The organism is Glycomyces endophyticus (genome assembly GCF_039531525.1).
Classification (GTDB): domain Bacteria; phylum Actinomycetota; class Actinomycetes; order Mycobacteriales; family Micromonosporaceae; genus Glycomyces; species Glycomyces endophyticus.
This window is the reverse complement of sequence record NZ_BAAAQF010000004.1, coordinates 629,753-654,082: the sequence shown is the minus strand read 5'-3', so window position 1 is coordinate 654,082 and position 24,330 is coordinate 629,753. Positions and strand designations below refer to the sequence as shown.

24 protein-coding genes, 1 tRNA gene and 1 pseudogene are annotated in these 24,330 nt (G+C 71.4%); 20 read left to right on the top strand and 6 right to left on the bottom strand.

The features are described from left to right. Positions 1-59 precede the first annotated feature (59 nt). From thiO to ABD419_RS06110, 12 genes are all read left to right on the top strand, one after another. Positions 60-1,307, top strand: coding sequence for a glycine oxidase ThiO (gene thiO / locus ABD419_RS06165; RefSeq protein WP_344483175.1), 1,248 nt, complete (start codon positions 60-62; stop codon positions 1,305-1,307). Further along, positions 1,304-1,495, top strand: coding sequence for a sulfur carrier protein ThiS (thiS, locus tag ABD419_RS06160; RefSeq protein ID WP_344483172.1), 192 nt, complete (start codon positions 1,304-1,306; stop codon positions 1,493-1,495). Before thiO ends, thiS begins: the two co-directional genes overlap by 4 nt. 2 nt (positions 1,496-1,497) lie before the next feature. Beyond that, complete coding sequence (locus tag ABD419_RS06155; RefSeq protein ID WP_344483169.1) at positions 1,498-2,361, top strand: thiazole synthase; 864 nt, start codon at positions 1,498-1,500, stop codon at positions 2,359-2,361. Continuing rightward, positions 2,358-3,185 carry a bifunctional hydroxymethylpyrimidine kinase/phosphomethylpyrimidine kinase gene (thiD, locus tag ABD419_RS06150; RefSeq protein WP_344483166.1) on the top strand — a complete coding sequence of 276 codons (828 nt, stop codon included), beginning with the start codon at positions 2,358-2,360 and terminating at the stop codon, positions 3,183-3,185. Before ABD419_RS06155 ends, thiD begins: the two co-directional genes overlap by 4 nt. Before the next feature lie 73 nt (positions 3,186-3,258). Beyond that, entirely contained in the window at positions 3,259-4,902 is a 1,644-nt protein-coding gene (gene thiC, locus ABD419_RS06145; RefSeq protein WP_344483163.1) for a phosphomethylpyrimidine synthase ThiC, read from the top strand. A gap of 276 nt (positions 4,903-5,178) precedes the next feature. After that, complete coding sequence (gene rplM / locus ABD419_RS06140; protein ID WP_091053344.1) at positions 5,179-5,622, top strand: 50S ribosomal protein L13; 444 nt, start codon at positions 5,179-5,181, stop codon at positions 5,620-5,622. A gap of 20 nt (positions 5,623-5,642) precedes the next feature. Continuing rightward, complete coding sequence (gene rpsI / locus ABD419_RS06135; protein ID WP_344483158.1) at positions 5,643-6,221, top strand: 30S ribosomal protein S9; 579 nt, start codon at positions 5,643-5,645, stop codon at positions 6,219-6,221. 206 nt (positions 6,222-6,427) lie between these two features. After that, entirely contained in the window at positions 6,428-7,756 is a 1,329-nt protein-coding gene (glmM, locus tag ABD419_RS06130) for a phosphoglucosamine mutase (protein ID WP_344483155.1), read from the top strand. Between the two features lie 82 nt (positions 7,757-7,838). Then, positions 7,839-8,717, top strand: a complete 879-nt coding sequence (locus tag ABD419_RS06125) for a LemA family protein (RefSeq protein WP_344483152.1) — start codon at positions 7,839-7,841, stop codon at positions 8,715-8,717. 74 nt (positions 8,718-8,791) lie between these two features. Next, positions 8,792-9,448, top strand: a complete 657-nt coding sequence (locus tag ABD419_RS06120) for a hypothetical protein (protein WP_344483148.1) — start codon at positions 8,792-8,794, stop codon at positions 9,446-9,448. Between the two features lie 50 nt (positions 9,449-9,498). Next, positions 9,499-10,167: a hypothetical protein gene (locus ABD419_RS06115; protein WP_344483145.1), complete on the top strand. Its 669-nt coding sequence runs from the start codon at positions 9,499-9,501 to the stop codon at positions 10,165-10,167. Positions 10,168-10,201: 34 nt separating this feature from the next. After that, a tRNA-Gln gene (locus tag ABD419_RS06110) sits at positions 10,202-10,273 on the top strand. A gap of 14 nt (positions 10,274-10,287) precedes the next feature. On the opposite strand, the gene ABD419_RS06105 is transcribed toward ABD419_RS06110, so the two are convergent. The 6 genes from ABD419_RS06105 to ABD419_RS06080 all read right to left on the bottom strand — a co-directional run bounded on the left by ABD419_RS06105 (position 10,288) and on the right by ABD419_RS06080 (position 15,123). After that, positions 10,288-10,548 (bottom strand): Txe/YoeB family addiction module toxin, encoded by a 261-nt coding sequence (locus ABD419_RS06105; RefSeq protein WP_344483142.1) that lies wholly within the window; start codon positions 10,546-10,548, stop codon positions 10,288-10,290. Continuing rightward, the gene (locus ABD419_RS06100; RefSeq protein WP_344483139.1) at positions 10,545-10,805 is read right to left on the bottom strand and encodes a type II toxin-antitoxin system Phd/YefM family antitoxin; all 261 of its coding nucleotides are present in this window, start codon (positions 10,803-10,805) and stop codon (positions 10,545-10,547) included. The genes ABD419_RS06105 and ABD419_RS06100 overlap by 4 nt, the downstream gene beginning before the upstream one ends. 95 nt (positions 10,806-10,900) lie before the next feature. Beyond that, positions 10,901-11,986 (bottom strand): ROK family protein, encoded by a 1,086-nt coding sequence (locus tag ABD419_RS06095; RefSeq protein WP_344483136.1) that lies wholly within the window; start codon positions 11,984-11,986, stop codon positions 10,901-10,903. Between the two features lie 3 nt (positions 11,987-11,989). Then, positions 11,990-13,252, bottom strand: a complete 1,263-nt coding sequence (locus ABD419_RS06090; protein WP_344483134.1) for a sugar ABC transporter permease — start codon at positions 13,250-13,252, stop codon at positions 11,990-11,992. After that, complete coding sequence (locus ABD419_RS06085) at positions 13,249-14,013, bottom strand: ATP-binding cassette domain-containing protein (protein ID WP_344483131.1); 765 nt, start codon at positions 14,011-14,013, stop codon at positions 13,249-13,251. The genes ABD419_RS06090 and ABD419_RS06085 overlap by 4 nt, the downstream gene beginning before the upstream one ends. 12 nt (positions 14,014-14,025) lie before the next feature. Next, a complete protein-coding gene (locus tag ABD419_RS06080; protein WP_344483128.1) occupies positions 14,026-15,123 on the bottom strand; it encodes a sugar ABC transporter substrate-binding protein in 1,098 nt (365 codons plus the stop codon). A 213-nt stretch (positions 15,124-15,336) separates the two neighbouring features. On the opposite strand from ABD419_RS06080, the gene glmU reads away from it, so the two are divergent. The 8 genes and pseudogenes from glmU to ABD419_RS06040 all read left to right on the top strand — a co-directional run bounded on the left by glmU (position 15,337) and on the right by ABD419_RS06040 (position 24,188). Then, positions 15,337-16,776 (top strand): bifunctional UDP-N-acetylglucosamine diphosphorylase/glucosamine-1-phosphate N-acetyltransferase GlmU, encoded by a 1,440-nt coding sequence (gene glmU, locus ABD419_RS06075; RefSeq protein ID WP_344483125.1) that lies wholly within the window; start codon positions 15,337-15,339, stop codon positions 16,774-16,776. A gap of 102 nt (positions 16,777-16,878) precedes the next feature. Beyond that, the gene (locus tag ABD419_RS06070) at positions 16,879-17,862 is read left to right on the top strand and encodes a ribose-phosphate diphosphokinase (RefSeq protein WP_344483123.1); all 984 of its coding nucleotides are present in this window, start codon (positions 16,879-16,881) and stop codon (positions 17,860-17,862) included. Positions 17,863-18,063: 201 nt separating this feature from the next. Then, positions 18,064-18,681, top strand: a complete 618-nt coding sequence (locus ABD419_RS06065) for a 50S ribosomal protein L25/general stress protein Ctc (protein WP_344483120.1) — start codon at positions 18,064-18,066, stop codon at positions 18,679-18,681. Between the two features lie 9 nt (positions 18,682-18,690). Next, positions 18,691-19,299: an aminoacyl-tRNA hydrolase gene (pth, locus tag ABD419_RS06060; RefSeq protein ID WP_344483117.1), complete on the top strand. Its 609-nt coding sequence runs from the start codon at positions 18,691-18,693 to the stop codon at positions 19,297-19,299. A 124-nt stretch (positions 19,300-19,423) separates the two neighbouring features. After that, positions 19,424-20,920: a sugar transferase gene (locus ABD419_RS06055; protein WP_344483114.1), complete on the top strand. Its 1,497-nt coding sequence runs from the start codon at positions 19,424-19,426 to the stop codon at positions 20,918-20,920. A 188-nt stretch (positions 20,921-21,108) separates the two neighbouring features. Next, positions 21,109-21,930, top strand: coding sequence for a 3'(2'),5'-bisphosphate nucleotidase CysQ (locus ABD419_RS06050; RefSeq protein ID WP_344483112.1), 822 nt, complete (start codon positions 21,109-21,111; stop codon positions 21,928-21,930). A gap of 68 nt (positions 21,931-21,998) precedes the next feature. After that, positions 21,999-22,910: pseudogene (gene cysD, locus ABD419_RS06045) on the top strand (sulfate adenylyltransferase subunit CysD); the annotation flags it as partial. Beyond that, a complete protein-coding gene (locus tag ABD419_RS06040; protein WP_344483110.1) occupies positions 22,911-24,188 on the top strand; it encodes a sulfate adenylyltransferase subunit 1 in 1,278 nt (425 codons plus the stop codon). Positions 24,189-24,330: the final 142 nt, after the last annotated feature.

Genomic DNA, 24,330 nt, shown 5'->3' with positions numbered 1-24,330 from the left:
GGCGCCGCGAGCGCGCCCGACCGACCACTCGGCCCCCTGCGGGGGACGGACGCGGGCTGATGCGCGTCGCCGTCGTCGGCGCCGGCTCGATCGGACTGGCCGTCGCGTGGCGGGCCGCCCAGGACGGGGCCGAAGTCGTCGTGCACGACCCCGAGCCCGGCTCGGGCGCATCGCGCGTGGCCGCCGGGATGATCGCCCCCGTCACCGAAAGCCATTACGGCGAAGCGGATCTCGCCCCGTTCATGGCCGCCTCCGCCGACGCCTGGCCCGAGTTCGCCCGCGAACTCGAAGCGGCCTCCGGCCTCCCGGTCGGCTTCCGCGACACGCCCACGGTGGTCGTCGGCATCGAGGACGGCGACCGCGCGGAGGTCGAACGCCAGACCGGGCTCTACCGCCGGACCGGACGCGGTGTCGACGTCCTCCCCGGCCGCGCCGTCCGGCGCGCCGAACCGCTGCTCAGCCACCGGGTCCGCGCCGGCGTGCTCGCCGCCGAGGACCGCGCGGTCGACCCGCGCGCGGTCCATGAGGCGCTCCTCGCGGCGGCCGAACACGCCGGCGTGCGCTTCGAACCGACCGCGGTCGATGACCTCGCGGGCCTCGACGCCGACCAGGTCGTGATCGCCGCGGGCTGCGGCTCGGCCCGGTTCGGCCTCCCCGTGCGGCCCGTGCGCGGCGTGGTCCTGCGGCTCAGGGCCGCAAGAGACCAGGAGGTCCCGCGGACCACCGTGCGCGGGTACGTGAAAGGCCACTCGGTCTACATCGTCACCCGCGAGAACGGCGAGGTCGTGGTCGGCGCGACCAGCGACGAACGCGGCGACCGCACCACCGGCACCGCCGGGGCGGTCCACGACCTGCTGCGCCGGTCGATCGAACTCGTGCCCGAGATCGCCGAGTACCACCTCGCCGAAGTGAGCGTCGGCTTCCGGCCCGGCACCCCCGACAACCTGCCGCTCATCGGCCGCCTCGACGACCGCACCGTCGCCGCGACCGGCCACTACCGCAACGGCATCGCCCTCATCCCGGCCACCGCTGCAGCGGTGGCGGCGATCCTCGGCGGCGCAGCCCCGAACACGCTCACGGCCTTCGACCCCGCCAGATTTCCCCGAGCGGGCGGCGCGCGGCTCGAGGGCAGGGCGGAGCCCCGCGAAGCGCCGTTCCCGAGCACCCCCGGCACCAGGGTGCCCGACGGGTCCGACAGCGCCGGGTTTCCGGGCGGCGCACAGCCCCGGGCGGCCGCGGATGCAGCCGCCCCGGAACCGAGGACACCCGGCGGTACCGGTGCCGGCACCCACAAGGAGGAATCGTGAAGATCGAGCTCAACGGCGAAGCGCGCGAGGGCATCACGACCGTGCTCGACGCGATCGCCGCCGTCACCGAGGCGCGGCGGGGCATCGCCGCGGCCGTCAACGGCGAGGTGGTGCCCCGGTCCGAATGGGACCGGGCGCTCGCGGACGGCGACGCCGTCGAAGTCCTGACCGCCACCCAAGGAGGCTGACCATGGAACCGCAGACCCTCAGCCGCGGCGACACCGCGCTGACCATCGCCGGCCGGACCTTCGGGTCCCGCCTCATCCTCGGCACCGGCGGCGCCGCCAACCACGCCCAGCTCGCCGCGGCCATCACCGCCTCCGGAACCGAACTGGTCACCGTCGCCCTCAGACGCGTCGGACCGCCGTCCGCGCATTCCGAAGCGCCGCAACCGCTCACGCCCGGTGCGGCTGACGCCGCGCCCCCGCGGCGGTACCCTACCGGGTCCATCCTGGACGTCATCGAGGAGTGCGGTGTCGGCGTCCTCCCCAACACCGCCGGGTGCTTCACCGCCGAACAGGCCGTGCGCACCGCCCGGCTCGCCCGCGAGGCGTTCGGCACCGACTGGATCAAACTCGAGGTCATCGGCGACGAGGACACGCTCCTGCCCGACCCCGTCGAACTCCTCGACGCCGCCGAGACCCTGGTCCGTGACGGCTTCACCGTCCTCCCGTACACCAGCGACGACCCGGTCCTCGCCCGCCGCCTCGAAGACGCCGGGTGCGCCGCGGTCATGCCGCTCGCCGCGCCGATCGGCACCGGCCTCGGCGTACGCAACCCGCACAACCTGGCACTCATCTGCGAGCACGCGAACGTGCCCGTCATATGCGACGCCGGCATCGGCACCGCCTCCGACGCCGCGCTGGCGATGGAGCTCGGCTGCTCCGCGGTGCTCCTCGCCACCGCCGTCACCCGCGCCGCCGACCCGGTGCTCATGGCCGCCGCGATGCGCGACGCCGTGAACGCCGGCCGCGCCGCCCGCCTGGCCGGACGGATACCGAAGCGGCACTTGGCGAAGGCGTCTTCCACGTTCGAAGGGATGGCCGACCTGTGAACCGCACCCACCCGCAGCCGCCCATCGCGCTGACCATCGCCGGATCCGACTCCGGCGGCGGCGCCGGCGTCCAGGCCGACCTGCACACGTTCGCGGCGCACGGCGTCCACGGCACGAGCGTCCTCACCGCGGTCACCGCGCAGAACACCCGCGGCGTGACCGCCGCCGAGCCGGTGCCGGCGGGCCTGGTGCGGGCGCAGCTCGACGCGGTGCTCGCCGACTTCCCCGTCGCCGCGGTGAAGACCGGGATGCTCGGTGGCGACGCGCTCGTGGCGCTCGTGGCCGAATACGGTCAGGCCGACCGGCTGCCGAACCTCGTGGTCGACCCGGTCATGGTCACCACGACCGGCGACTCGCTGTACGAGGGCGACCCGGCCGCGTACCTCGGCGGCCTCGGACCGCTCGCGACCGTGCTGACGCCGAACCTGATCGAAGCCCGGCAGCTGCTCGGCCGGGCGATCGACTCGGTGGAGGAGATGCGCGAGGCCGCCCGCGCGATCGCGACCTACGGGCCCCGCGCGGTCCTGGTCAAAGGCGGACACCTCGACCGCGACGGCGCGGCCGCCGTCGACGTGCTCTGGTGCGACGGCCAGATGCTCGACCTCGCCGCCCCGCGGGTGGCGACCCGGAACGACCACGGCACCGGCTGCACCCTCGCCTCCGCGATCGCGGCCCGCCTCGCCCTCGGCCACCCGCTGGCCCAGGCCGTCGCCGGCGCCAAGGTCTACGTCACCGAGGCCCTGAAGGCCGCCGCCGGCTGGCGCCTCGGCACCGGCCGCGGCCCGCTCCACCACCATCACGGCCGCAAGAGCGCCGCCCTGTGAGCGGCCCGGCGAACCGAGGGCATCGCAGACACCGCCCGAGGGTTCGATTGATCGAGATCACTGAGGAGACAGCATGAACGGCAGAAGCAAGGTCTACGTCGAGGGGTCGCGGGCTGACATCCAAGTCCCGTTCACCGAGGTCGCGTTGAGCGGCGGGGAGCCGGCGGTGCGGCTGTACGACACGTCCGGGCCCGGGTCGGACCCCGAGGTCGGGCTGCCGCGGCTGCGGGCGCACTGGATCGCCGAGCGCGAGGCGGCCGCCGGTGCGGTCGAGACCGAAGCCGCCGGCCCCGAGGGGACTGCGGCCGCCGGGCGCCTCGGCACCGTCGAGCACGACGGGACCGCGCTCCCGTGCCGCACCCAGCTCCACTACGCCAAGCAGGGCGTCGTGACGCCCGAGATGGAGTTCGTCGCCCTCCGGGAAGGCATCGAGGCCGAGTTCGTGCGCGCCGAGATCGCCGCCGGGCGGGCCATCCTTCCCGCGAACGTCAACCACCCCGAGACCGAGCCGATGATCATCGGCAAGCACTTCCTCACCAAGATCAACGCGAACATCGGCACCTCCGCCGTCTCCGACTCCATCGCCGCCGAGGTCGAGAAGCTCACCTGGGCCGTCCGGTGGGGCGCCGACACCGTCATGGACCTCTCCACCGGCAAGCACATCCACGAGACCCGCGAGCACATCATGCGGAACTCCCCGGTCCCCATCGGCACCGTCCCCCTCTACCAGGCCCTGGAGAAGGTGAACGGCGACCCGGTCAAGCTCACCTGGGAGGTCTACCGCGACACCATCGTCGAGCAGGCCGAGCAGGGCGTCGACTACATGACCGTCCACGCCGGGGTCCTCCTCCGGTACGTGCCCCTCGCCGCGGACCGCGTCACCGGCATCGTCTCGCGCGGCGGGTCGATCATGGCCGCCTGGTGCCTCGCCCACCACCGGGAGAACTTCCTCTACACGCACTTCCGCGAGCTCTGCGAGATCTTCGCTCAGTACGACATCGCGTTCTCCCTCGGCGACGGCCTGCGCCCCGGCTCCATCGCCGACGCCAACGACGAGGCCCAGTTCGCCGAGCTCCGCACCCTCGGCGAGCTCACCCACATCGCGTGGGAGTACGACGTGCAGGTCATGGTCGAGGGCCCCGGGCACGTCCCCATGCACAAGATCAAGGAGAACGTCGACCTCCAGCAGGAGATCTGCGGCGAGGCCCCGTTCTACACCCTCGGGCCGCTCACCACCGACGTCGCGCCCGCCTACGACCACATCACCTCCGCCATCGGCGCCGCCATGATCGGCTGGTTCGGCACCGCGATGCTCTGCTACGTCACTCCCAAGGAGCACCTCGGCCTCCCGAACCGCGACGACGTCAAGGAGGGCGTCATCGCGTACAAGATCGCCGCCCACGCCGCCGACCTCGCCAAGGGCCACCCCCAGGCCCAGGCCTGGGACGACGCCCTCTCCAAGGCCCGCTTCGAGTTCCGCTGGCAGGACCAGTTCAACCTCGCCCTCGACCCCGACAGGGCCCGCGAGTACCACGACGAGACCCTCCCCGCCGAGCCCGCGAAGACCGCGCACTTCTGCTCCATGTGCGGCCCCAAGTTCTGCTCCATGAAGATCAGCCAGGAGCTGAAGGAGTACGCCGCCCGCGGCATGGAGGGCAAGAGCGAGGAGTTCGCCGCCTCCGGGGGCCGCGTGTACCTCCCCGTGGTCGAGGAGTGACGGCCGACGAGGGCTGCCGACGGGCTGTATCCGAGGTCACGGCGGCCGCCTACAGGGCGGCCGCCACCACCGCGTAGACTAGGCAGCTGTTGTTCGAGTGCCTCCGCACCGGGCCGCTGAGGCGGCCCTCAAGATCCACCGCGGCGGCGCTGTCCAACGAATCCCGAACGGCCGCGATGCGGCCGGCGCGCGCCGTCCGCGGCCGCGGGGATTCAGGCGGTCCCGCCCTCATCCGCGGGATTCGTTCCACACCGACAACGAAAGCTAGGTAACACTGTGCCGACGTACACTCCCAAAGCGGGTGACCTCGACCCGCAGTGGCTCGTGATCGACGCGACCGACGTGGTGTTGGGTCGTCTCGCGACGCACACGGCCGAACTGCTCCGCGGCAAGCACAAGCCCACGTTCACTCCGAACGCCGACACCGGCGACTACGTCATCGTGGTCAACGCCGAGAAGGTCGTGCTGACCCGCAACAAGCTCCAGACCAAGAAGGCGATCCGCCACTCCGGTTACCCGGGCGGTCTCAAGGAGAAGTCCTACGCCGAGCTGATGGAGAAGGCCCCGACGAAGGTGGTCGAGAAGGCCGTCATCGGCATGCTGCCGAAGACCAAGCTCGGCCGCAGCGTGTTCAAGAAGCTGAAGGTCTACGCGGGCCCCGGCCACCCGCACGCCGCCCAGCAGCCGAAGCCGTACGAGATCACGAAGGTCGCGCAGTAGGCGCGGGCAGGAGCAGACACATGAGTGACGAGACCCAGGCCAACGAGGCCGTCGAAGCCGAAGCCCCCGAGGCTCCCGTGACCACCGAGACCGCCGAGGTCGAGGAGACCCCGACCCCCGCCGAGGTCGCCGAGGTCGCCGAAGCCCCCGTCGAGGTGCCCGCCGACGTCGCCGCCGCGCCGTCCGTGCCGAGCATCCCCGCGATCCCGCTGGACCGCCCGATCCAGACCGTGGGCCGCCGCAAGCGCGCCATCGCCCGCGTCCGCCTGGTCCCGGGCACCGGCAAGTACGTCGTCAACGGCAAGAGCCTCGAGGACTACTTCCCGTCCAAGGTCCACCAGCAGACCGTCGCGGAGCCCTTCGTGACCGTCGAGGCCGGCGACAACTTCGACGTCCTGGTCAACATCCACGGCGGCGGCGCCACCGGCCAGGCCGGCGCGCTGCGCCTCGGCATCGCCCGCGCCCTGCTCGAGGTCGACCCGAACATGCGCCCGGCCCTCAAGGCCGCCGGCTTCCTGACCCGCGACGCCCGCGAGAAGGAATCGAAGAAGTACGGCCTCAAGAAGGCCCGCAAGGCGCCGCAGTACTCGAAGCGCTAGCACGCCTTCCCCCTCCAGAGGGGGACGCGCTAGTCTGCACAAGCGACGGGGCTGCCGAGGAGGACATCCTCGGCGGCCCCTTTTTCCATGCCACCCGGCAGGCCGACCGGCACTGCCGCCGACCGACCGGTCCGGCCCGGCCCGCACGTCCGCCCGACGAGGGGCGCGAGCGCCGCACCGGCACCGCCAAGATGGGAAGCCACACCGTGTCACGACTGTTCGGCACCGACGGCGTACGGGGGCGGGCGAACGCCGACCTCACGCCCGACCTGGCACTCCGCCTCAACATCGCCGCCGCCCGCGTCCTCGGCGCCACCGGCCGGAAGACCGTCGCCGTGATCGGTCGCGACCCCCGCGCCTCCGGCGAGATGCTCGCCGCCGCCAGCGCCGCCGGCCTCGCCGCCGCCGGCGCCAAGGTCATCGACCTCGGCATCCTCCCCACGCCCGCCGTCGCGCACCTCACGGCCCTGACCGGCGCCGACTTCGGCGTCATGGTCTCCGCCTCGCACAACCCCATGCCCGACAACGGCATCAAGTTCTTCGCCGCCGGCGGCCGCAAGCTCCCCGACGACGTCGAGGACGCCATCGAAGCGGCCCTCGACGACCCGGCCCCGCTCCCGCAGGGCGACGGCGTCGGCCGCATCGTGCGCTCCGTCGACCCCGTCGACTCCTACATCGAGCACCTCGTGGCCGCCTGCCCGAACCCGCTCACCGGGATCAAGGTCGTCGTCGACCCCGCCAACGGGGCCGCCACCGGCGCCGCCCCCGAGGCCCTCCGCCGCGCCGGCGCCGAGGTCGTCACCATCAACGACCAGCCCGACGGCCTCAACATCAACGAGGACTGCGGCTCCACCCACATGGGCGGCCTCCGCGCCGCCGTCGTCGCGCACGGCGCCGACGCGGGCATCGCCCTCGACGGCGACGCCGACCGCTGCCTCGCGGTCGACGCCGAGGGGAACACGGTCGACGGCGACGCCATCATGGCGATCCTCGCCCTCGCCATGCGCGAGGCCGGGACCCTGAACGGCGGCGTCCTCGTCACCACCGTCATGAGCAACCTCGGCCTGCACCAGGCCATGGGCGCGGCCGGGATCGAGCTCGAGACCACCAAGGTCGGCGACCGGTACGTCCTCGAACGCCTCTCCGAGGGCGGCTACTCCCTCGGCGGCGAGCAGTCCGGGCACATCATCCTGTCCGAGCACGCCACCACCGGCGACGGCTCCCTGACCGCGATCATGCTGCTCGCGCGCATGGCCGCCACCGGCCGCAGCCTCAAGGACCTCGCGTCGGTGTTCACGCCCGCGCCGCAGGTGCTGCTGAACGTCCGCGTCGCCGACAAGTCCGTCATCGACCACGAGGACGTCAAGAGCGCCGTCGCCCTCTGGCAGGCCAAGCTCGGCGCCGACGGCCGGGTCCTCCTGCGCCCCTCGGGCACCGAGCCGCTCGTGCGGGTCATGGTCGAGGCCTCCGAGGAGCCCGTCGCGCAGTCGGTCGCGGCCGAGCTCGCCGCGGTCGTGGAGCACGCGCATTCCTGACCATTGACCACCGTCTCTGTAGGCGGGAGGGGCCCGGCTGGGGTGCCCTCCCGCTGGCATAGATGGACTAGGCTCACGGATTATGGACAACCCAATCGTCTGGATCCTGATCCTCGTTCTGCTGATCGGCCTGATCGTGCTGTTCGCCGTCATCGGCGGGCGCAACAAGCTCGTGCGGCTCCGCAACATCGCCCAGGAGTCGTGGGCGCAGATCGACGTCGAGCTCCAGCGCCGCTACGACCTGCTCGACAACCTCATGTACGTCGTGCAGCAGGCGGCCGGGGCCGAGAACGCGACCCTCCGCCAGGTTGCCGAGGCCCGAGCGCTCGCGATGCAGGCCCGCCAGGACCCGAACGCCGGCCACGCCGCTCAGGGCCAGGTCGAGGGCCAGCTCGGGAACGCCATCCGCGGCGTCATCCACATGCAGGAGGCCTACCCGGCGCTCCAGGCCAACCAGAACTTCCTCCAGCTCCAGACGGAGATCGCGGAGACCGAGAACCGGATCGCGGCCCCGCGCCGGTTCTACAACGCGAACGTGCGCGAGTACAACACCGCCCTCCAGGTGTTCCCCGGCTCGATCTCGGCGAAGATGGGCGGGTTCGCCCCCGAGGAGTACTTCGAGCTGGACACCCCCGAGGCCCGCACGGCCCCGAAGCTCCGCGACATGCAGCAGCCCGGCTTCATGCAGCAGCAGCCCCAGCAGCAGCAGATGCCGCCGCAGCCCGCGCCCGGCCAGCTTCCCGGCTACGGCGCCCCGCAGCCCGGGTACGGCCAGCAGCCCGGGTACCCGCAGCCGCAGCAGCAGCCCGGGTACGGCCAGCAGCCCCCCGGCTACGCCCAGCAGCCGCAGCAGCCCGGCTACGGCGCGCCCCAGCCCGGGTACGGCCAGCAGCCCGGTTACCCGCAGCAGCCGCAGCAGCCCCAGCAGCCCGGTTACGGCCAGCAGCCCTACGGCCGGTAGCGGCCCTCCGATCCCCCCTGCCCCGGCGGCGCTCGCGAGACGAGCCGGCCCGCCTGTAAGAAGGAATGCACCCCGTGGATAGCAACAACTGGCTGGTGTACGCCGGCTGCGGTGCCATCGTCCTGGTCATCGCCTACTTCGGCTGGCGCGCCCGCCAGAAGAAGATCGCGATGTACCGGGCCTGGGCGGCCCAGTACGGGTTCCACTACGAGCCGTCGGACAACTCGGTGGTCGGCCTCTCCACGGAGGAGCCGTTCAACCTCGGGCACTCCCGCAAGGGCATCGACGTGTTCCGCGGCATGTACAAGAACTCGCACATCGTGTTCTTCCAGTACCAGTACACGACCGGCTCGGGCAAGGAGTCGCAGACGCACACCAACCAGGTGGTCGCGATCGGCCTGCCGACCACTCGGCCGCTGCTCGACATCAGCCAGGAGAACTTCCTGACGAAGCGGTTCGCGAAGGACATCGACTTCGAGAACCAGCAGTTCAACGACATCTTCCGCATCAAGTCGCCGAACCGCCGCTTCGCGTACGACGTGATCCACGCCCGCACCATGGAGTGGATGCTCGCCGACCAGCGCGCCCGCTCCTACCAGTGGCGGTTCGAAGGCCCGTGGCTGATGACGTTCCGCTCGGGTGCGATGAAGCTCGACGAGGTCTTCTTCTACGCGGACTTCCTCATCGACATCTACGGCCAGGTGCCCCGGCACGTGTGGTCCAACAGCTAGCGGCAGGGCCGCGCCGGAAGGCGCGGCCCTCATCCGTCCCGGAGGCCCCCGTGCCCGGACTCGTCTCGATCCTGCTCCTGACCCTCGCGGGGACCGTGTGCGCCGGCGGGGTCGCCGTCGGCATCGTGTTCCTCGTCAAGGCCGCCCATGACGCCGAGCAGCGCCGCAGGAGCCGCAACGCGGCCTGGGCCGCGCAGCACGGCCTCCACTACGTGCACGAGGACCCCTCGCTCAAGGCCCTCACCCGCCGCGACCCGTTCACGGCGACGCGGAGCCTCCGCTTCCTCGACGTGTACCGCGGCCTGCACCGGGGCCGCCACCTCGTCGCCTACACGGCGTACGAGCGGATCCAGCGCAGCGACGACAGCACCAGCGAGTGGTACGCGCAGGTCGTCGCGGTCGACCTGCCCGCGCTCCGGCCCTTCCTGGAGGTCAAGGCCGGCTCGGCGGGCCGCAGCCGCTTCGAGGTCGAGGTGTTCAACCAGCGGTTCAACGTCCAGTCCGACAACCTCAGGTACGCCCACGACGTCATCACCCCGCGGATGATCGAGTTCCTGCTCACTGACCCTCGCGCGCGTGCGACGCGGTGGCGCATGGAGGGCCGGTGGCTCATCGCGTTCTGGACCGGCGCCCCCGACAAGCGGGCGATCGCGCCGGTCGCGGACTTCCTCCTGGAGGTGCGCGCCCGCATCCCCGCGCATGTATGGTCGGACCGGTAGCGATATCCTTGTCCCGGCCGCTTCGCGCGGCCGTTGGCCCGTGGTGTAATCGGCAACACTACTGATTTTGGTTCAGTCGTTTCAGGTTCGAGTCCTGGCGGGCCAGCCGAGTGTGTGGTGCTAGTCGCCGTAGTGGCCGCGGGCCTGGGCGATCTCGACGGTGTCGTCGCGCACCCGGTAGACCAGGCGGTGCTCCTCGTCGATCCGCCGCGACCACCAGCCCGAGAGCGGCCCCTTCAGCGGTTCGGGTTTGCCGATGCCCGTGAACGGGTCGCGCTTGATCTCCTTCACGAGGCGGTTGACCCGCTTGACGGTCTTGCGGTCGGTCTCGGCCCAGTGGGTGTAGTCCTCCCAGGCCGCTTCGGAGAAGACCGTCTTCACTCGTCGTCCTCCGCCTCGACGAGTTCGCGGACGGCGCCGCCGCCGGCGTCGAGCTCGGCGATCGACCGCATCAGGCGCTCGGCGTTGCCGCGCGACCGGAGCAGGAACATGGTCTCCTGCCACGCCTCGTAGTCCTCCTCGGACATCAGCACGGCGTTGCCGGCCTTCGAGGAGATGCGGACGGGGGCGTGGTCGTCGTTGACCTTCTTGATGAGCGGGAACAGATCCCGCCTGGCCTCGCTGGCGGTGATGGTCATCCTGCCGCGTCCTCTCGCTTCGGTGGCACCTTGAATGGTACCCGACTCGTACGAGAAAGCGTACCAGTGTGGGGCCGTGCGAGTCCGGTTCCGGGTCAGCGCATGCCGTCGACGACCGCTGCGAAGCCCGTCTCCGCCGCTCCTGTGAGCGCGCCCTCGTCGCCGAGCACCGGTGTGCGCAGGCGCAGCCGGGAGCGCAGGTGCGGGAGGGTGGTCTCGGCGAGGGCGGAGCGGACGGGTGCGGCGGTGGCGAGGTAGAGCTCGCGGAGCCAGCCGCCGAAGAGGATCTCGTCGGGGCCGGTGGCGGTGACGACCGCGCCGAGGGCGCGGCCGAGGTCCTCGCCGGAGCGGCGCAGGCCGTCGCGGGCGGCGCCGTCGCCCATGCCGGCCGCGAGGGTCGCGTGCTCGATGTCCTCGGCGTAGCCGAAGACCTCCATCTCCGCCTCCAGGCAGCCGCGCAGGCCGCACGCGCATTCGCGGCCGCCCGGCTGGACCACGATGTGCCCCAGCTGGATCGACCCGCCGCGCTGGGCGCGGCCGTCGACGACGAGGCCGGCGGTGAGGCCGCGGCCGCCGTGCAGGTACAGCAGCTTCGTGGACTCGTGGGCGTCGCCGCGGGACCACTCGCCGACGGCGGCGGCCGTGGCGGTGTCGACGACCTGCCATTCGCGGCCGGTGGCCGCGGCGAGGTCGGCGGCGAGGTCGCGGCCGGCCCAGCCGAGCTCGGTCGAGTGCGCGACCGAGCCGGCGTCGACCAGGCCGGGGACCGCCGCGACCGCCTCCAGGGCGTCGCGGGCCGTCCCGCGGGTGACCGCCGCGATGGCGTCGACGGGGTCGTCGCCGTCGAGTTCGGTCTCGGCGCGCTCGAGGACCTCGCCGCCGAGGCCGACGAGCGCGAACCGGACCAGGTCGACGCGGATCTCGACCGCGGTGACCATGGCGGCCTTGGGGACGCACTCGGCGAGGGTCGAGGGCCGGCCGGCCGAGCCGGTCGACCGCCCCGTCGTCTCCTGGACGTACCCCGACTCGGCGAGGTCCGCCGCGAGCGCACCGATCGTGGATCGGTTGAGCCCCAGGGCCTCGGTGAGTTCGGCGCGGGTCTGGGGACCGTGCCGGTGGAGCTGCTCGACGAGCGCTGCGCGGTTGCGCCGCCGCAGCTCCTCGGTCCCGGTCCGGGCCACCGGTCAGTGCCTGCCGAAGAGCTTGCCCCGGCCCCGCGACATGGCGTCGACGCCCGCCGCGAGGAGCAGGACCGCACCGGTGACGCCGAACCGCACGCCGGCGCTGAGGCCCATGAGCCCCATGCCGTTGTTGATGATGGCCACCACCGCTCCTCCCAGGAGGGCAGCCCGCACCGTGCCCTTGCCTCCGAAGAGGCTAGCACCGCCGATGACCGCGGCCCCCACTGAAAGCAGCAGCACATTGGACCCTCCGGTGTTGGGGTCCACCGAGGCCGCGCGGGACGCGGCGACGACGCCGCCGACCGCGGCCATGCCCGAGCAGATGACGAACGCGGCGATGCGGACCCGGTCGACGTTGACGCCGGCGCGGACCGCGGCCTCGGGGTTGCCGCCGACCGCGTACAGGTGGCGTCCGAACCTGGTGCGGTGCAGGACGAACGTCCACACCGCGAAGAGCACGCCGATGACCGCGACCACCACGGGCACGCCGGTGAGCGAGATCCGGTCCGGGTTCGCCGAGCGTTCCAGGTTGAGCAGGAACACCCCGGCGGCCAGGAGCGCCGCGAGGGCGCCGACGCGGGCGAGGACGACCGCGAGCGGCTCGTGGACGAGCGAGCGCGCGACGCGGCGGCGCCAGCGCTGCACCTGGATCGCGGCGTAGGCGGCGACGGTGACGGCGAGCAGGGCCCAGCCCTGCCAGCGCTCGAGGTTCCCGCCCGCGATGGTCTTGACGGTCTCGTCGTTGATGGAGATGTTGCTGCCCTCGTCGAGGATCATCAGGACGATGCCCTGGAAGGCGAGAAACGCCGCGAGGGTGACCACGAACGACGGGATGCCGAGCTTGACGACGAGCGTCCCGAGGACGAGCCCGATGACGACGCCGGTGGCGAGGGCCGCGCCGATGGCGATCGTCCAGTGCAGGCCCCAGTTCGTGAGGATCACGGCCATCACCGAGGCGCACACGCCGGAGGCGAACCCGGCGGAGAGGTCGATCTCGCCGAGGATGAGGACGAACACCAGGCCCATGGCGATGCACGCGACGGCGGCGCCCTGCCCGAAGAGGTTCGCGAGGTTCCCCACGGACAGGAACACGGGCTTGCTCAGGCCGAAGAACACGCACAGGGCGATGATCCCGGCGACGGCCGGGAGGGCCCCGACCTCGCCGGAGCGGACCTCGGCCCAGTAGTTCCTGGCGTGGGCGACGACGGCGCGGGCGGCGCTCGGTTCGGCCGGGGCGGAGGGGGGAGTGTGGACCTCGGTGGTCATGCCCGGGCTCCGTTCTGGTCGGTGAGGCCGAGCTGGCCGGAGCGGCCGCTGGTGATCAGCTCGACGACCTGCGACTGGGTGGTGTCGGCCGCGTCGAGCACGGCGGCCATGCGGCCCAGGTAGAGCGCGGCGATCCGGTCGGCCACGGCGAACACGTCGTTGAGGTTGTGGGAGATGTAGAGGACGGCCAGGCCCTGGTCGGCGAGGCGCCGGATGAGTTCGAGGACCTGGCGGGTCTGGGCCACGCCGAGGGCGGCGGTGGGCTCGTCGAGGATGACGAGCCGGGAGTTCCACAGGACCGCCTTGGCGATGGCGACGGTCTGGCGCTGCCCGCCGGAGAGGCTCGCGACGGGCTGGCGGAGGTTGCGGATGGTGCGCACGGCGAGCGAGGAGAGGGTCTCGGCGGCGAGCTGCTCCATGGCGTCGTCGTCGAGGATGATCCCGCGGCGCTTCTCGCGCCCGAGGAACAGGTTCTCGACGACGTCGAGGTTGTCGCACAGGGCGAGGTCCTGGTAGACCACCTCGATCCCGAGGTTGGCGGCGTCGCGCGGCCCGGATATGGTCCGGGGTTCGCCGTCGACGCGGACCTCGCCGCCGTCGACGCTGTGGATGCCGGCCACGCATTTGACCAGAGTGGACTTCCCTGCGCCGTTGTCGCCGACCAGGGCGCAGACCTCTCCGGCGTCGATCGCGAGATCGACGTCGGAGAGGACCTCCACCGGTCCGAAGCGCTTCGAGATGCCGGTGAGTTCGAGCAGCACCGTGTTATGCCCCTAACCGATCCCGTGCTCGTCGCACAGGGCCGCGAAGTCGCCGGCGCACAGTTCCGCCGGGTCGGCGAAGCCGTCGTCGACGACGAGTTGGATGTTCTCTGCGGTGATGGCGACCGGCTCCAGGAGCACGGCCGGGACCTCGGCGGAGCTGATCGGGTCGACCACGCTCGCGTCGGTCTCGGGCTCCTCGCCGTTGGCGAGCGCGACCGCGAGCTCCGCGGCGGCGTCGGCCTCCTGCTTGATCGCCTTGTAGACGGTCATGCACTGGTCGCCGGTGAGGATGTTCTGCAGGCCCTGGATGGTCGCGTCCTGGCCGGTGACCGGGACGGTCCCGTTCAGGTTGTTGCGCTGGAGGACCGTGATGACGGCGTGCGCGAGGCCGTCGTTGGCGGCCAGGACCCCGTCGATCTCGGCGCCGGTGTCGGTGAGCATCTGCTCGAAGAGCGTGCCGCCCTGGGCGTTGTCCCAGTCCGGGACCCACTCGTCGGGGCCCTTCTCGAAGGTGCCGTCGGCGTACAGCGGGTCGAGGACGGAGTCGTAGCCGTTCTTGAACAGGGTCGCGTTGTTGTCGGTGGGGGAGCCGTTGAGCTCGGCCACCAGCGCGGGCGCGGCCGCCCCTTCGAGGCAGGTCGCGAGGCCCTGGCCCTGGAGGACGCCGACCTGCTCGTTGTCGAAGCTGACGTAGTAGTCGGCGCCGCCGTCCTCGGTGAGGCGGTCGTAGTCGATGGTGGCCACGCCCTGGGACTTGGCCTTCTCGATGACGGTCTTGCCGGTGCCGGAGTCGAGGTTGACCGTGACCAGGACGTCGACGCCGTTGGTCAGCATCTGGTCCGCGATGGTCTGGAAGTCCTCGCGGCTGCCCTGGGCGTTCTGGATGTCGTACTCGACGCCGGCGGCCTCGAAGGCCTCTTCGAGGTACTTGCGGTCGGCGGTCTCCCACCGGTCGGAGGAGGCGGAGTCGGGGAGGATGACGCCGATGAGGGGGGTGTCGCCGTCGCCGCCGGTGTCGTCGCCGGTGCCGCAGGCGGTCAGGGTGAGGGCCAGTGCCGCCGCGCCCAGCGCGGCGCCGAGTCGGAGCGGGCTGCTGATGGAGTGCATGAGAGGTACCTCCGAGATTTGTTGTTGACTGCAACATATGATGGCGGACACAGCTCGCACAAGATACGGCGGGAAGGATAGCGTGTTCCATTCGTAACGATTCGGTAATGGGGCGAGCACGCCCCGCCGCGTCACTCGCGGGGGCCTCGGCGGACGCACCGGTCCGGCGGCCCGGGCCGTTCATGTCGGCGCCACCGACTACCATGGCCCATCATGAGCAGTGAGCGTTCTGCGATCATCCTGGCCGCCGGCCTGGGCACCCGCATGAAGTCCGCCCGTCCCAAGGTCCTCCACGAGCTGCTCGGCCGCTCGCTGCTGGGCCACGTCCTCCGGGCCGTCAAGGCCGTCGGGCCCGAGCGCCAGATCGTCGTCGTCGGCGCCGCCGCCGACCAGGTCCGCGCGCACCTCGCCGAGCACGCCCCCGCCTCGACCACGGTCTTCCAGGACAAGCAGCTGGGCACCGGCCACGCCGTGCGCATCGCCATGGAGGCCAACCCGGAGCTGACCGGCACCGTCATCGTCGCCTGCGGCGACGCCCCGCTCCTGCGCGCCGACACGCTCGCCGAGCTCGTCGAGGTCCACGAGAAGGCCCGCAACGGCGCCACGGTCCTCACCGCCGAGGTCGACGACCCGACCGGGTTCGGGCGCATCGTCCGCGACGTCGACGGCAACGTCCTGCGCAACGTCGAGCACCGCGACGCCGACCTGGCCGAGCTCGCCATCCGCGAGATCAACTCCGGCACCTACGCGTTCGACGCCGACGTGCTCCGCGAGCAGCTCGCCCGCCTCGACACCGCCAACGACCAGGGCGAGGAGTACCTCACCGACGTCCTCGAACTCGCCCGCGAGGCCGGCCACGCCGTCGGCGCCGTCGTCGTCGACGACCCCACCGAGGTCCTCGGCTGCAACGACCGCGCCCAGCTCGCCGGGCTGCGCCGCATCCTCCAGGGCCGCATCAACACCGAGCTGATGAAGTCCGGCGTCACCATGGAGGACCCCGCGACCGTCTGGATCGACGCCACCGTCAAGGTCGCCCCCGACGTGCTCCTGCACCCGGGCGTGCAGCTCAAGGGCGCCACCGCCGTCGACTCCGGCGCCGAGATCGGCCCCGACACCACGCTCACCGACACCATCGTCGGCGCGAACGCCGAGGTCGTGCGCTCGCACGCCCTCCAGGCCCACATCGGTCCGGGCGCCCACGTCGGCCCGTTCGCGCACCTGCGCCCCGCCTCCAAGCTCGCCGAGCGCTCGAAGATCGGCGCGTTCGTGGAGACCAAGAACCTCGACATGGGCCCCGGCGCCAAGGCCGCCCACCTCGCCTACCTCGGCGACGCCACGGTCGGCGCCGACGCGAACATCGGCTGCGGCGTGATCGTCGCCAACTACGACGGCGTCAAGAAGCACCACACCGAGATCGGCGAGGGCGCGTTCGTCGGCTGCGACACCGTCCTGGTCGCGCCCGTCTCGGTCGGTGACGGCGCGTACGTCGCCGCCGGCTCCACGATCGTCAAGGACGTCGAGCCCGGCGACCTCGCCGTCGCCCGCGCCCGCCAGGCCGCGCTCACCGACTGGGTCGCCAAGAAGCGCCCCGGCACCGTCTCCGACAAAGCAGCAAGGCGAGCGAAAGGTGAGGCGGGAGTGTCCGAAGCGTGACGCGACACTAAACGCCCCGGTCGGCTACCGCCGACCGGGCCGGTCGGGGACACTGGAACCGTCGAGGTTCAGGTGAGACGACCTACTGGGGGAGCCCACGTCATGGCGAGCATGTCCGCTGTCAACTCCAAGATGCTCATGCTGTTCTCCGGGCGCGCGTACCCGGAGCTGGCCGAGGAGATCGGGAAGCACCTGGGGGTCGCGCCGACCCCGATGAGCGCGTACTCGTTCGCCAACGGCGAGCTGTTCGTCCGGTACCAGGAGTCCGTCCGCGGCTGCGACGCCTTCGTCGTCCAGTCCATGCCCGCGCCGATCAACGAGTGGGTCATGGAGACCCTCATCATGATCGACGCGCTCAAGCGCGGCTCCGCCAAGCGCATCACGATCGTCCTCCCGTTCTACCCCTACGCGCGCCAGGACAAGAAGCACCGCGGCCGCGAGCCCATCTCGGCCCGCCTCGTCGCCGACCTGTTCAAGACCGCCGGCGCCGACCGCATCCTCACCGTCGACCTGCACACCGCCCAGATCCAGGGCTTCTTCGACGGCCCCGTCGACCACCTCTTCGCCATGGGCACCCTCGCCCGGTATGTCGAGGAGAAGTACGGCGACCGGCCGATGGCCATCGTGTCGCCCGACACCGGGCGCGTGCGCCTCGCCGAGCGCTGGTCCGACCGCCTCGGCGGCTGCCCGATCGCGTTCGTGCACAAGACCCGCGACCCGCTCAAGCCCAACCAGGTCGTCGCGCACAAGGTCGTCGGCGACGTCGAGGGCCGCACCTGCCTGCTCATCGACGACATGATCGACACCGCCGGCACCATCTGCTCCGCCGCCGAGATGCTCGCCAAGTCCGGCGTCGAGGACATCGTCATCGCGTCCACGCACGCGATCATGTCCGGCCCCGCCGTCGAGCGCCTCGCCGCCGCCCCCGTCTCCGAGGTCATCGTCACCAACACCCTGCCGCTCCCCAAGGAGGCGCAGGACCTCGACAAGATCACCACCCTCTCCATCGCGCCGCTCGTCGCCAAGGCCATCTGGGAGGTCTTCAACGACGGCTCGGTCACCACCCTGTTCGGCGGCCTCTCCTAAGTCACATATCGACGCCCGTTTCAAGCCCCACCGGATGCGCGTAGTACTCTGGTGGGGTTGCCGACGGCGAGGGTGTCCTCCAGAGGGCGCCGTAATCGACGCAAAGGCGTAGGTCTTTTCAGGGCTGCTGTGCCCTTCTGAATGCCGACGTGAGCGTCGAGCGCCGCATGAATCGTTGCTAAAACACAGGGGAGTATTTCCGTGTCCGAAGTTCGTATCAGCGCAGAGCCTCGCACTGACTTCGGGAAGGGCGGTGCCCGCCGTACGCGCAGGGCTGGAAAGGTTCCCGCGGTGGTCTACGGCCACGGCGAGAAGCCGCGCCACATTTCCCTTCCCGGTCTCGAGTTCGCCGCCGTCCTCCGCAAGGGCGGCCTCAACCAGCTCATCCAGGTCGAAGTCACCGACGGCACCCGCGAGCTGGTGATCCCCAAGGACATCCAGCGCGACCCGCTCAGGGACGAGGTCGTCCACGCGGACCTCCTGATCGTCCGCCGCGGCGAGACCATCACCACCGACGTCCCGATCTCGTTCACCGGCGAGGTGGAGAAGGGCGGCCTGGTCGTCCACGAGCTCACCAGCCTGAACATCGAGGCCGAGGCCACCCAGATCCCCGAGTCCATCGAGGTCGACCTCGACGGCCTGGCGATCGGCTCGCAGCGCACCGTCGCCGAGATCACCGTGCCCAAGGGCGTCGTCATCCTCAACGACGGCGAGCAGACCGTCGCCACCGTCGCCGAGCCGCGCGCCGAGGCCGCCGCCGACGACGACGCCGCGGACGCCGCGGAGGAGACCGCCGAGGCCGAGGCCCCCGCGGAGTAGATTCGACTCATGACCGACACTCCGACGCTCGTGGCCGGCCTGGGCAACCCCGGGTCGAAGTACGCTGCGAACCGTCACAATGTCGGTTTCATGGTCGCCGACGTGCTCGCCCGACGCGTCGGCGGCAAGTTCGCCGTGGTCCGCAAGGCCCGCGCCGAAGTCTGCGAGGCCCGCCTGGGGGTAGGCGGGCCTCGCGTCATCCTCGTGAAGCCCTTGACCTTCATGAACCTCTCGGGCGACGCCGTCGCGCCGCTCGCGCAGTACTACGGCATCGACCCCGAGCACGTGATCGCCGTCCACGACGAGCTCGACATCCCCTTCGGCGAGATCCGCATCAAGCGCGGCGGCGGCGAAGGCGGCCACAACGGCCTGCGCTCGCTCTCGAAGTCCCTCGGCACCAAGGACTACGCCCGCGTCCGCTACGGCGTCGGCCGCCCGCCCGGCCGCCAGGACGCCGCCGACTTCGTCCTCAAGGACTTCGCGAAGGCCGAACGGCCCGAAGTGGACCTCGGCATCGAACTCGCCGCCGACGCGGTCGAGGCGATCATCGAGAAGGGCTTCGTGACGGCGCAGAACGCCGTCAACGCACCGAAGCCCACCGAGCCGACCGCGCAGTAGCGCCCTCGCAGCCTTTCCCTGCACCGCAACCCGTTCGGGTGATTCCTCACCTGCGGACTAGTCTCATGTACTCCTGAGCGTCACGAGTCCGTCACTCTTCGTCCGCTCGATCGTTAGATCCCTTGTGACGGTTACCGAGGCACGCGAGAGCATCCAGGGCACAGCGGCGCGCGGCCGCGTCTACTCCATCGGCCCGCAGGGGAGCCGCCCGTACGGCGGCCGGCCGGCGTGGCAGCGGAAGTACTTCGCCGGGATCATCGGATCGGACATCGCCGCCGGCATCCTCGGTGCGGGCCTGGCGTTCGCGGCCCGCTTCGGGCACCTCGACGGGCACACTCGCGTCTACGCGCTCGCGCTCGTCGCCCTGCCCGCGGTGTGGATCGCCGCACTCGGGCTCTCGCGGGCCTTCGAGAAGCGGTACCTGTTCGTCGGCACCGAGGAGTACCAGCGCGTGGTGCACGCCGCCGTCGGCCTCACCGCCGTCGTCGCGATCGTCTCCTATGGACTCGAGGTGCCCACCTCGCGGGTGTTCGTCCTCATCGCGATCCCCACGGCCGCAGCGTTCTCCATCACCGCCCGCTTCGCGTGGCGCAAGTGGCTGCACCGGATGCGCCGCTCCGGCAGGTGCATGAAGCGCGTCGTCCTGGTCGGGCACGAGTCCTCCGTGGCCGCGCTCATCGTGCAGCTGCGCCGCGAGCACTACCACGGCCTGAAGGTCGTCGCCGCGTGCCTGCCCACCGAGCGCCCCCGAGGCGCCCTGCTGGAGTTCACGACCCGCGTCCGCGGCAGCTTCGACCGCATCGCCGAGGCCGTCGCCGCCGAGCGCGCCGACACCGTGATCGTCCTGTCCTGTCCCGAGATCGACGGCCGGGCCCTGCGCCGCCTCGCCTGGAAGCTCGAGCGCAGCGAGGTCGACCTCATCGTCGCCTCCGCCCTCGTCGACGTCGCCGGCGACCGCACCACCGTCCGCCCCGTCGACGGGCTCCCGATGCTCCACCTCGACCACGCGCGCCTCACCGGCGTCCGCCGCGTCGCCAAGGACGCCGTCGACCGGCTCGGCGCCGCCGTCATGCTCCTGATGCTCGCCCCGCTGCTCCTGGGCGCCGCGTTCCTCATCCGCTGCTCCTCGCCCGGCCCGGCCCTGTTCAAGCAGGAGCGCATCGGCAAGAACGGCCAGCCGTTCACCATCTGGAAGTTCCGCACCATGTACACCGACGCGGAGCGCCGCCTCGCCGAGATCGCGCACCTCAACGAGAGCGACGGCGTCCTGTTCAAGATGAAGGACGACCCGCGCATCACCGGCGTCGGGAAGTACCTGCGCCGCTTCTCCATCGACGAGTTCCCGCAGCTGGTCAACGTCCTGCGCGGCGACATGAGCCTGGTCGGGCCCCGCCCGCCCCTCGCCGTCGAGGTCGCCGCCTACGAGTCCGACATGCGCCGCCGCCTCGCCGTCAAGCCCGGCATGACCGGCCTGTGGCAGGTCTCCGGCCGCTCCGACCTGGCGTGGGAGGAGGCCGTGCGCCTCGACCTGCGGTACGTCGAGCACTGGACGCTCTCGCTCGACTTCGTGATCCTGCTGCGCACCGTCACCGCGATCCTGCGCCCGCAGGGCGCGTACTAGACGACCGCCGCTCCGGCCCCGGCCGGTCGCGGCGGCAGGCAAGCGCCCCCGCGCCGACGACGGCGCGGGGGTCCGACAGCTCGGCACCGACGGTTGGAGTTCGATTGCACCCGGGACACCCTCCCATTGCGCGGGACATGGCCGCTCAACATTTGGACGCGGAACGGCCGCAGCGTAGACTGACCGGCATGCACGACGCCCCAGGCCCCGCGTCCGAGACCGGAGCCCCGACCGCCACGCCCGAGGCCGCGGCGCCCGCCGACACCGCGCTCGCCGCCGAGCTGGCGACCGGCGCGGGGGAGCTGCTGCTCCGGATCAGGGCCGAACTCGGCTTCGCCGACGCCCGCGCCCTCAAATCCGCCGGCGACCTGCGCGCCAACGACTTCCTGCTCGCCCGCCTCGGCGCCGAGCGCCCCGGCGACGCCGTCCTCTCAGAGGAGGGCAAGGGCGAGTCGGGCCGCGTCGGCACCGAGCGCCTCGGCGCCGACCGGGTCTGGATCGTCGACCCGCTCGACGGCACCCGCGAGTACGCCGAGGAGGGCCGCGACGACTGGGCCGTGCACGTCGCGCTGTGGCAGCGGGGCCTCGGCCTCACCGCCGCCGCCGTCGCGCTCCCCGCCCAGGGCGTGACCTTGCGCACCGACCGCGTCTCCGCGGTGCCCGCCGAGGCGCCCGCGAAGCCCCGGATCGCCGTGTCCCGCACCCGACCGCCCGCTCAGGCGCTCGCCGCAGAGGCCGCCCTCGGCGCCGAACTCGTCCCGATGGGGTCGGCCGGAGCCAAGGTCATGGCCGTGGTCGCCGGTACAGTTGACGCCTATGTCCACGCCGGCGGCCAGTTCGAGTGGGACTCCGCCGCGCCGGTCGCGGTGGCCCTGGCCTCCGGTTGGCACGCCACGCGGATCGACGGTGCTCCGCTGCGGTACAACGAGGCCGACCCCTACCTTCCCGATCTGCTGGTCTGCCGCCCCGACCTGGCCGAGCCGCTGCTCGGCGCCGTCGCGGGCGACTGACCGCCCGGCCCCGCCGGGGCCGCGATACCACCGACCGAAGCCCCGTCCGGGGTCGAGCCGAGAGGAGCACTGCGCCGGTGAGCGACTATCGAATCAGCCATATCGCCGCGCTGGAGGCCGAAGCGATCTTCATCTTCCGTGAAGTCGCGGCCACCTGTCAGCGCCCCGTGCTGCTCTTCTCGGGCGGCAAGGACTCGATCGTCATGCTGCACCTGGCGCAGAAGGCCTTCGCGCCGGCGCCCGTCCCGTTCCCGGTGATGCACGTCGACACCGGCCAGAACTTCGCGGAGGTCATCGACTACCGCGACCGCCGGGTCGCGGAGACCGGCGTCCAGCTCATCGTCGCCTCCGTCCAGGACGCGATCGACCGCGGCATGGTCACCGAGCCGCCGGACGGCACCCGCAACCGCATCCAGACGCCCGTGCTCCTCGAAGCCGCCGAGAAGTACCAGTTCGACGCCCTCTTCGGCGGGGCCCGCCGCGACGAGGAGAAGGCCCGCGCCAAGGAGCGCGTGTTCTCCTTCCGCGACGACTTCGGCCAGTGGGACCCCAAGAACCAGCGGCCCGAGCTGTGGAACCTGTACAACGGGCGTGTGCACCCGGGCGAGCAGATCCGGGTGTTCCCGCTGTCGAACTGGACCGAGCTCGACGTGTGGAGGTACATCGGCTCCGAGTCGATCCCGCTGCCCGAGGTGTACTTCGCCTCCGAGCGCGAAGTGGTCGACCGCGGCGGGATGCTCTACGCCGTCAACGAGTTCATCCAGGTGCGCGAGGGCGAGGAGGTCTTCAAGGAGACCGTCCGCTACCGCACCGTCGGCGACGCGAACCTGACCGCCGGGGTGCGGTCCGACGCGACGACGATCGAGGAGATCATCGCCGAGGTCGAGGTCTCGCGCATCACCGAGCGCGGCGCGACCCGCGGCGACGACAAGACCTCTGAAGCGGCCATGGAAGACCGCAAGCGGGAAGGGTACTTCTAGATGACCGACACGCTGACCTCGCGCGAGGACACGCACGAACTGCTGCGCTTCGCCACCGCCGGCTCGGTCGACGACGGGAAGTCCACCCTCATCGGGCGGCTCCTGTTCGACTCGAAGTCGCTCTTCGACGACCAGTGGGACGCCGTCGAGGCCGTCTCCGCCGGCCGCGGCGACGAGTACACCGACCTCGCGCTCCTGACCGACGGCCTGCGCTCCGAGCGCGAGCAGGGCATCACGATCGACGTCGCGTACCGCTACTTCGCCACGCCCGAGCGGAAGTTCATCATCGCGGACACCCCCGGGCACATCCAGTACACGCGGAACATGGTCACCGGCGGCTCGACCGCCGACCTGGCCCTGATCCTCGTGGACGCCCGCAAGGGCCTGGTGGAGCAGTCGCGCCGGCACGCGTTCCTGTGCTCGCTGCTGCGCGTCCCGCACATGGTCCTGTGCGTCAACAAGATGGACCTGGTCGACTACGACGAGGCCGTGTTCAAGCGGATCGAGAACGAGTTCAAGGCGTTCGCGACGAAGCTCGAGGTCCCCGACCTGACCGTCGTCCCGATCTCGGCCCTCAAGGGCGACAACGTGGTCCACCGCTCCGAGAACATGCCGTGGTTCCAGGGCCCGAGCCTCCTCCACCACCTGGAGAAGGTCCACATCGCCTCCGACCGCAACCTCGTCGACGTGCGCTTCCCGGTCCAGCACGTGATCCGGCCGCACTCCAGCGACAACCACGACTACCGCGGCTACGCGGGCCAGATCGCTTCGGGCGTCATGAAGCCCGGCGACGAGGTCATGGTGCTGCCCAGCGGCTTCACCTCCCGCATCGCGTCCATCGAGACCGCCGACGGCCCGCTCGACGAGGCGTTCCCGCCCCTGTCGGTCACGGTCCGCCTGGAGGACGAGCTCGACGTCTCCCGCGGCGACATGCTCTGCCGCCCCGGCAACCAGGCGCGCGTCTCCCAGGACATCGAGGCGATGGTCTGCTGGATGGACGAGGCCCGCCCGCTTCGCCTGCGCGGCAAGTACGCCGTCAAGCACACCACTTCGGACGCCCGCGCCATCGTCAAGGACGTCCAGTACCAGCTCGACGTCAACACGCTCCACCGCGACGAGTCCGCGACCGAACTGCGCCTCAACGAGATCGGCCGCGTCACCCTCCGCACCACGAAGCCCCTCCTCTGCGACGACTACCGCCGCAACCGCGCCACCGGCGGCTTCATCCTCATCGACGAGTCCGACAACCGCACCGTCGGCGCCGGCATCATCGTCTAAGCACCGCAACGGGTTCGGGGCCAGCCGCTTTGCGGGTGGCCCCGAACCCGTTCACTCGAAAGGTGACACTCTTCACTCGAAACGACAGGCGTGTCGGAGTGTCGGAACGCGAGTCGTGCGGTGAGCGTCAATAACGTTTCAT

Bases quoted from the DNA above. Each gene is read 5' to 3' on its own strand.
- thiO (WP_344483175.1), top strand. From the start codon at position 60: ATGCGCGTCGCCGTCGTCGGCGCCGGCTCGATCGGACTGGCCGTCGCG.
- ABD419_RS06155 (WP_344483169.1), top strand. From the start codon at position 1,498: ATGGAACCGCAGACCCTCAGCCGCGGCGACACCGCGCTGACCATCGCC.
- thiC (WP_344483163.1), top strand. From the start codon at position 3,259: ATGAACGGCAGAAGCAAGGTCTACGTCGAGGGGTCGCGGGCTGACATC.
- rpsI (WP_344483158.1), top strand. From the start codon at position 5,643: ATGAGTGACGAGACCCAGGCCAACGAGGCCGTCGAAGCCGAAGCCCCC.
- ABD419_RS06125 (WP_344483152.1), top strand. From the start codon at position 7,839: ATGGACAACCCAATCGTCTGGATCCTGATCCTCGTTCTGCTGATCGGC.
- ABD419_RS06100 (WP_344483139.1), bottom strand. From the start codon at position 10,805: ATGACCATCACCGCCAGCGAGGCCAGGCGGGATCTGTTCCCGCTCATC.
- ABD419_RS06090 (WP_344483134.1), bottom strand. From the start codon at position 13,252: ATGACCACCGAGGTCCACACTCCCCCCTCCGCCCCGGCCGAACCGAGC.
- ABD419_RS06080 (WP_344483128.1), bottom strand. From the start codon at position 15,123: ATGCACTCCATCAGCAGCCCGCTCCGACTCGGCGCCGCGCTGGGCGCG.
- glmU (WP_344483125.1), top strand. From the start codon at position 15,337: ATGAGCAGTGAGCGTTCTGCGATCATCCTGGCCGCCGGCCTGGGCACC.
- ABD419_RS06070 (WP_344483123.1), top strand. From the start codon at position 16,879: ATGGCGAGCATGTCCGCTGTCAACTCCAAGATGCTCATGCTGTTCTCC.
- pth (WP_344483117.1), top strand. From the start codon at position 18,691: ATGACCGACACTCCGACGCTCGTGGCCGGCCTGGGCAACCCCGGGTCG.
- ABD419_RS06050 (WP_344483112.1), top strand. From the start codon at position 21,109: ATGCACGACGCCCCAGGCCCCGCGTCCGAGACCGGAGCCCCGACCGCC.
- ABD419_RS06040 (WP_344483110.1), top strand. From the start codon at position 22,911: ATGACCGACACGCTGACCTCGCGCGAGGACACGCACGAACTGCTGCGC.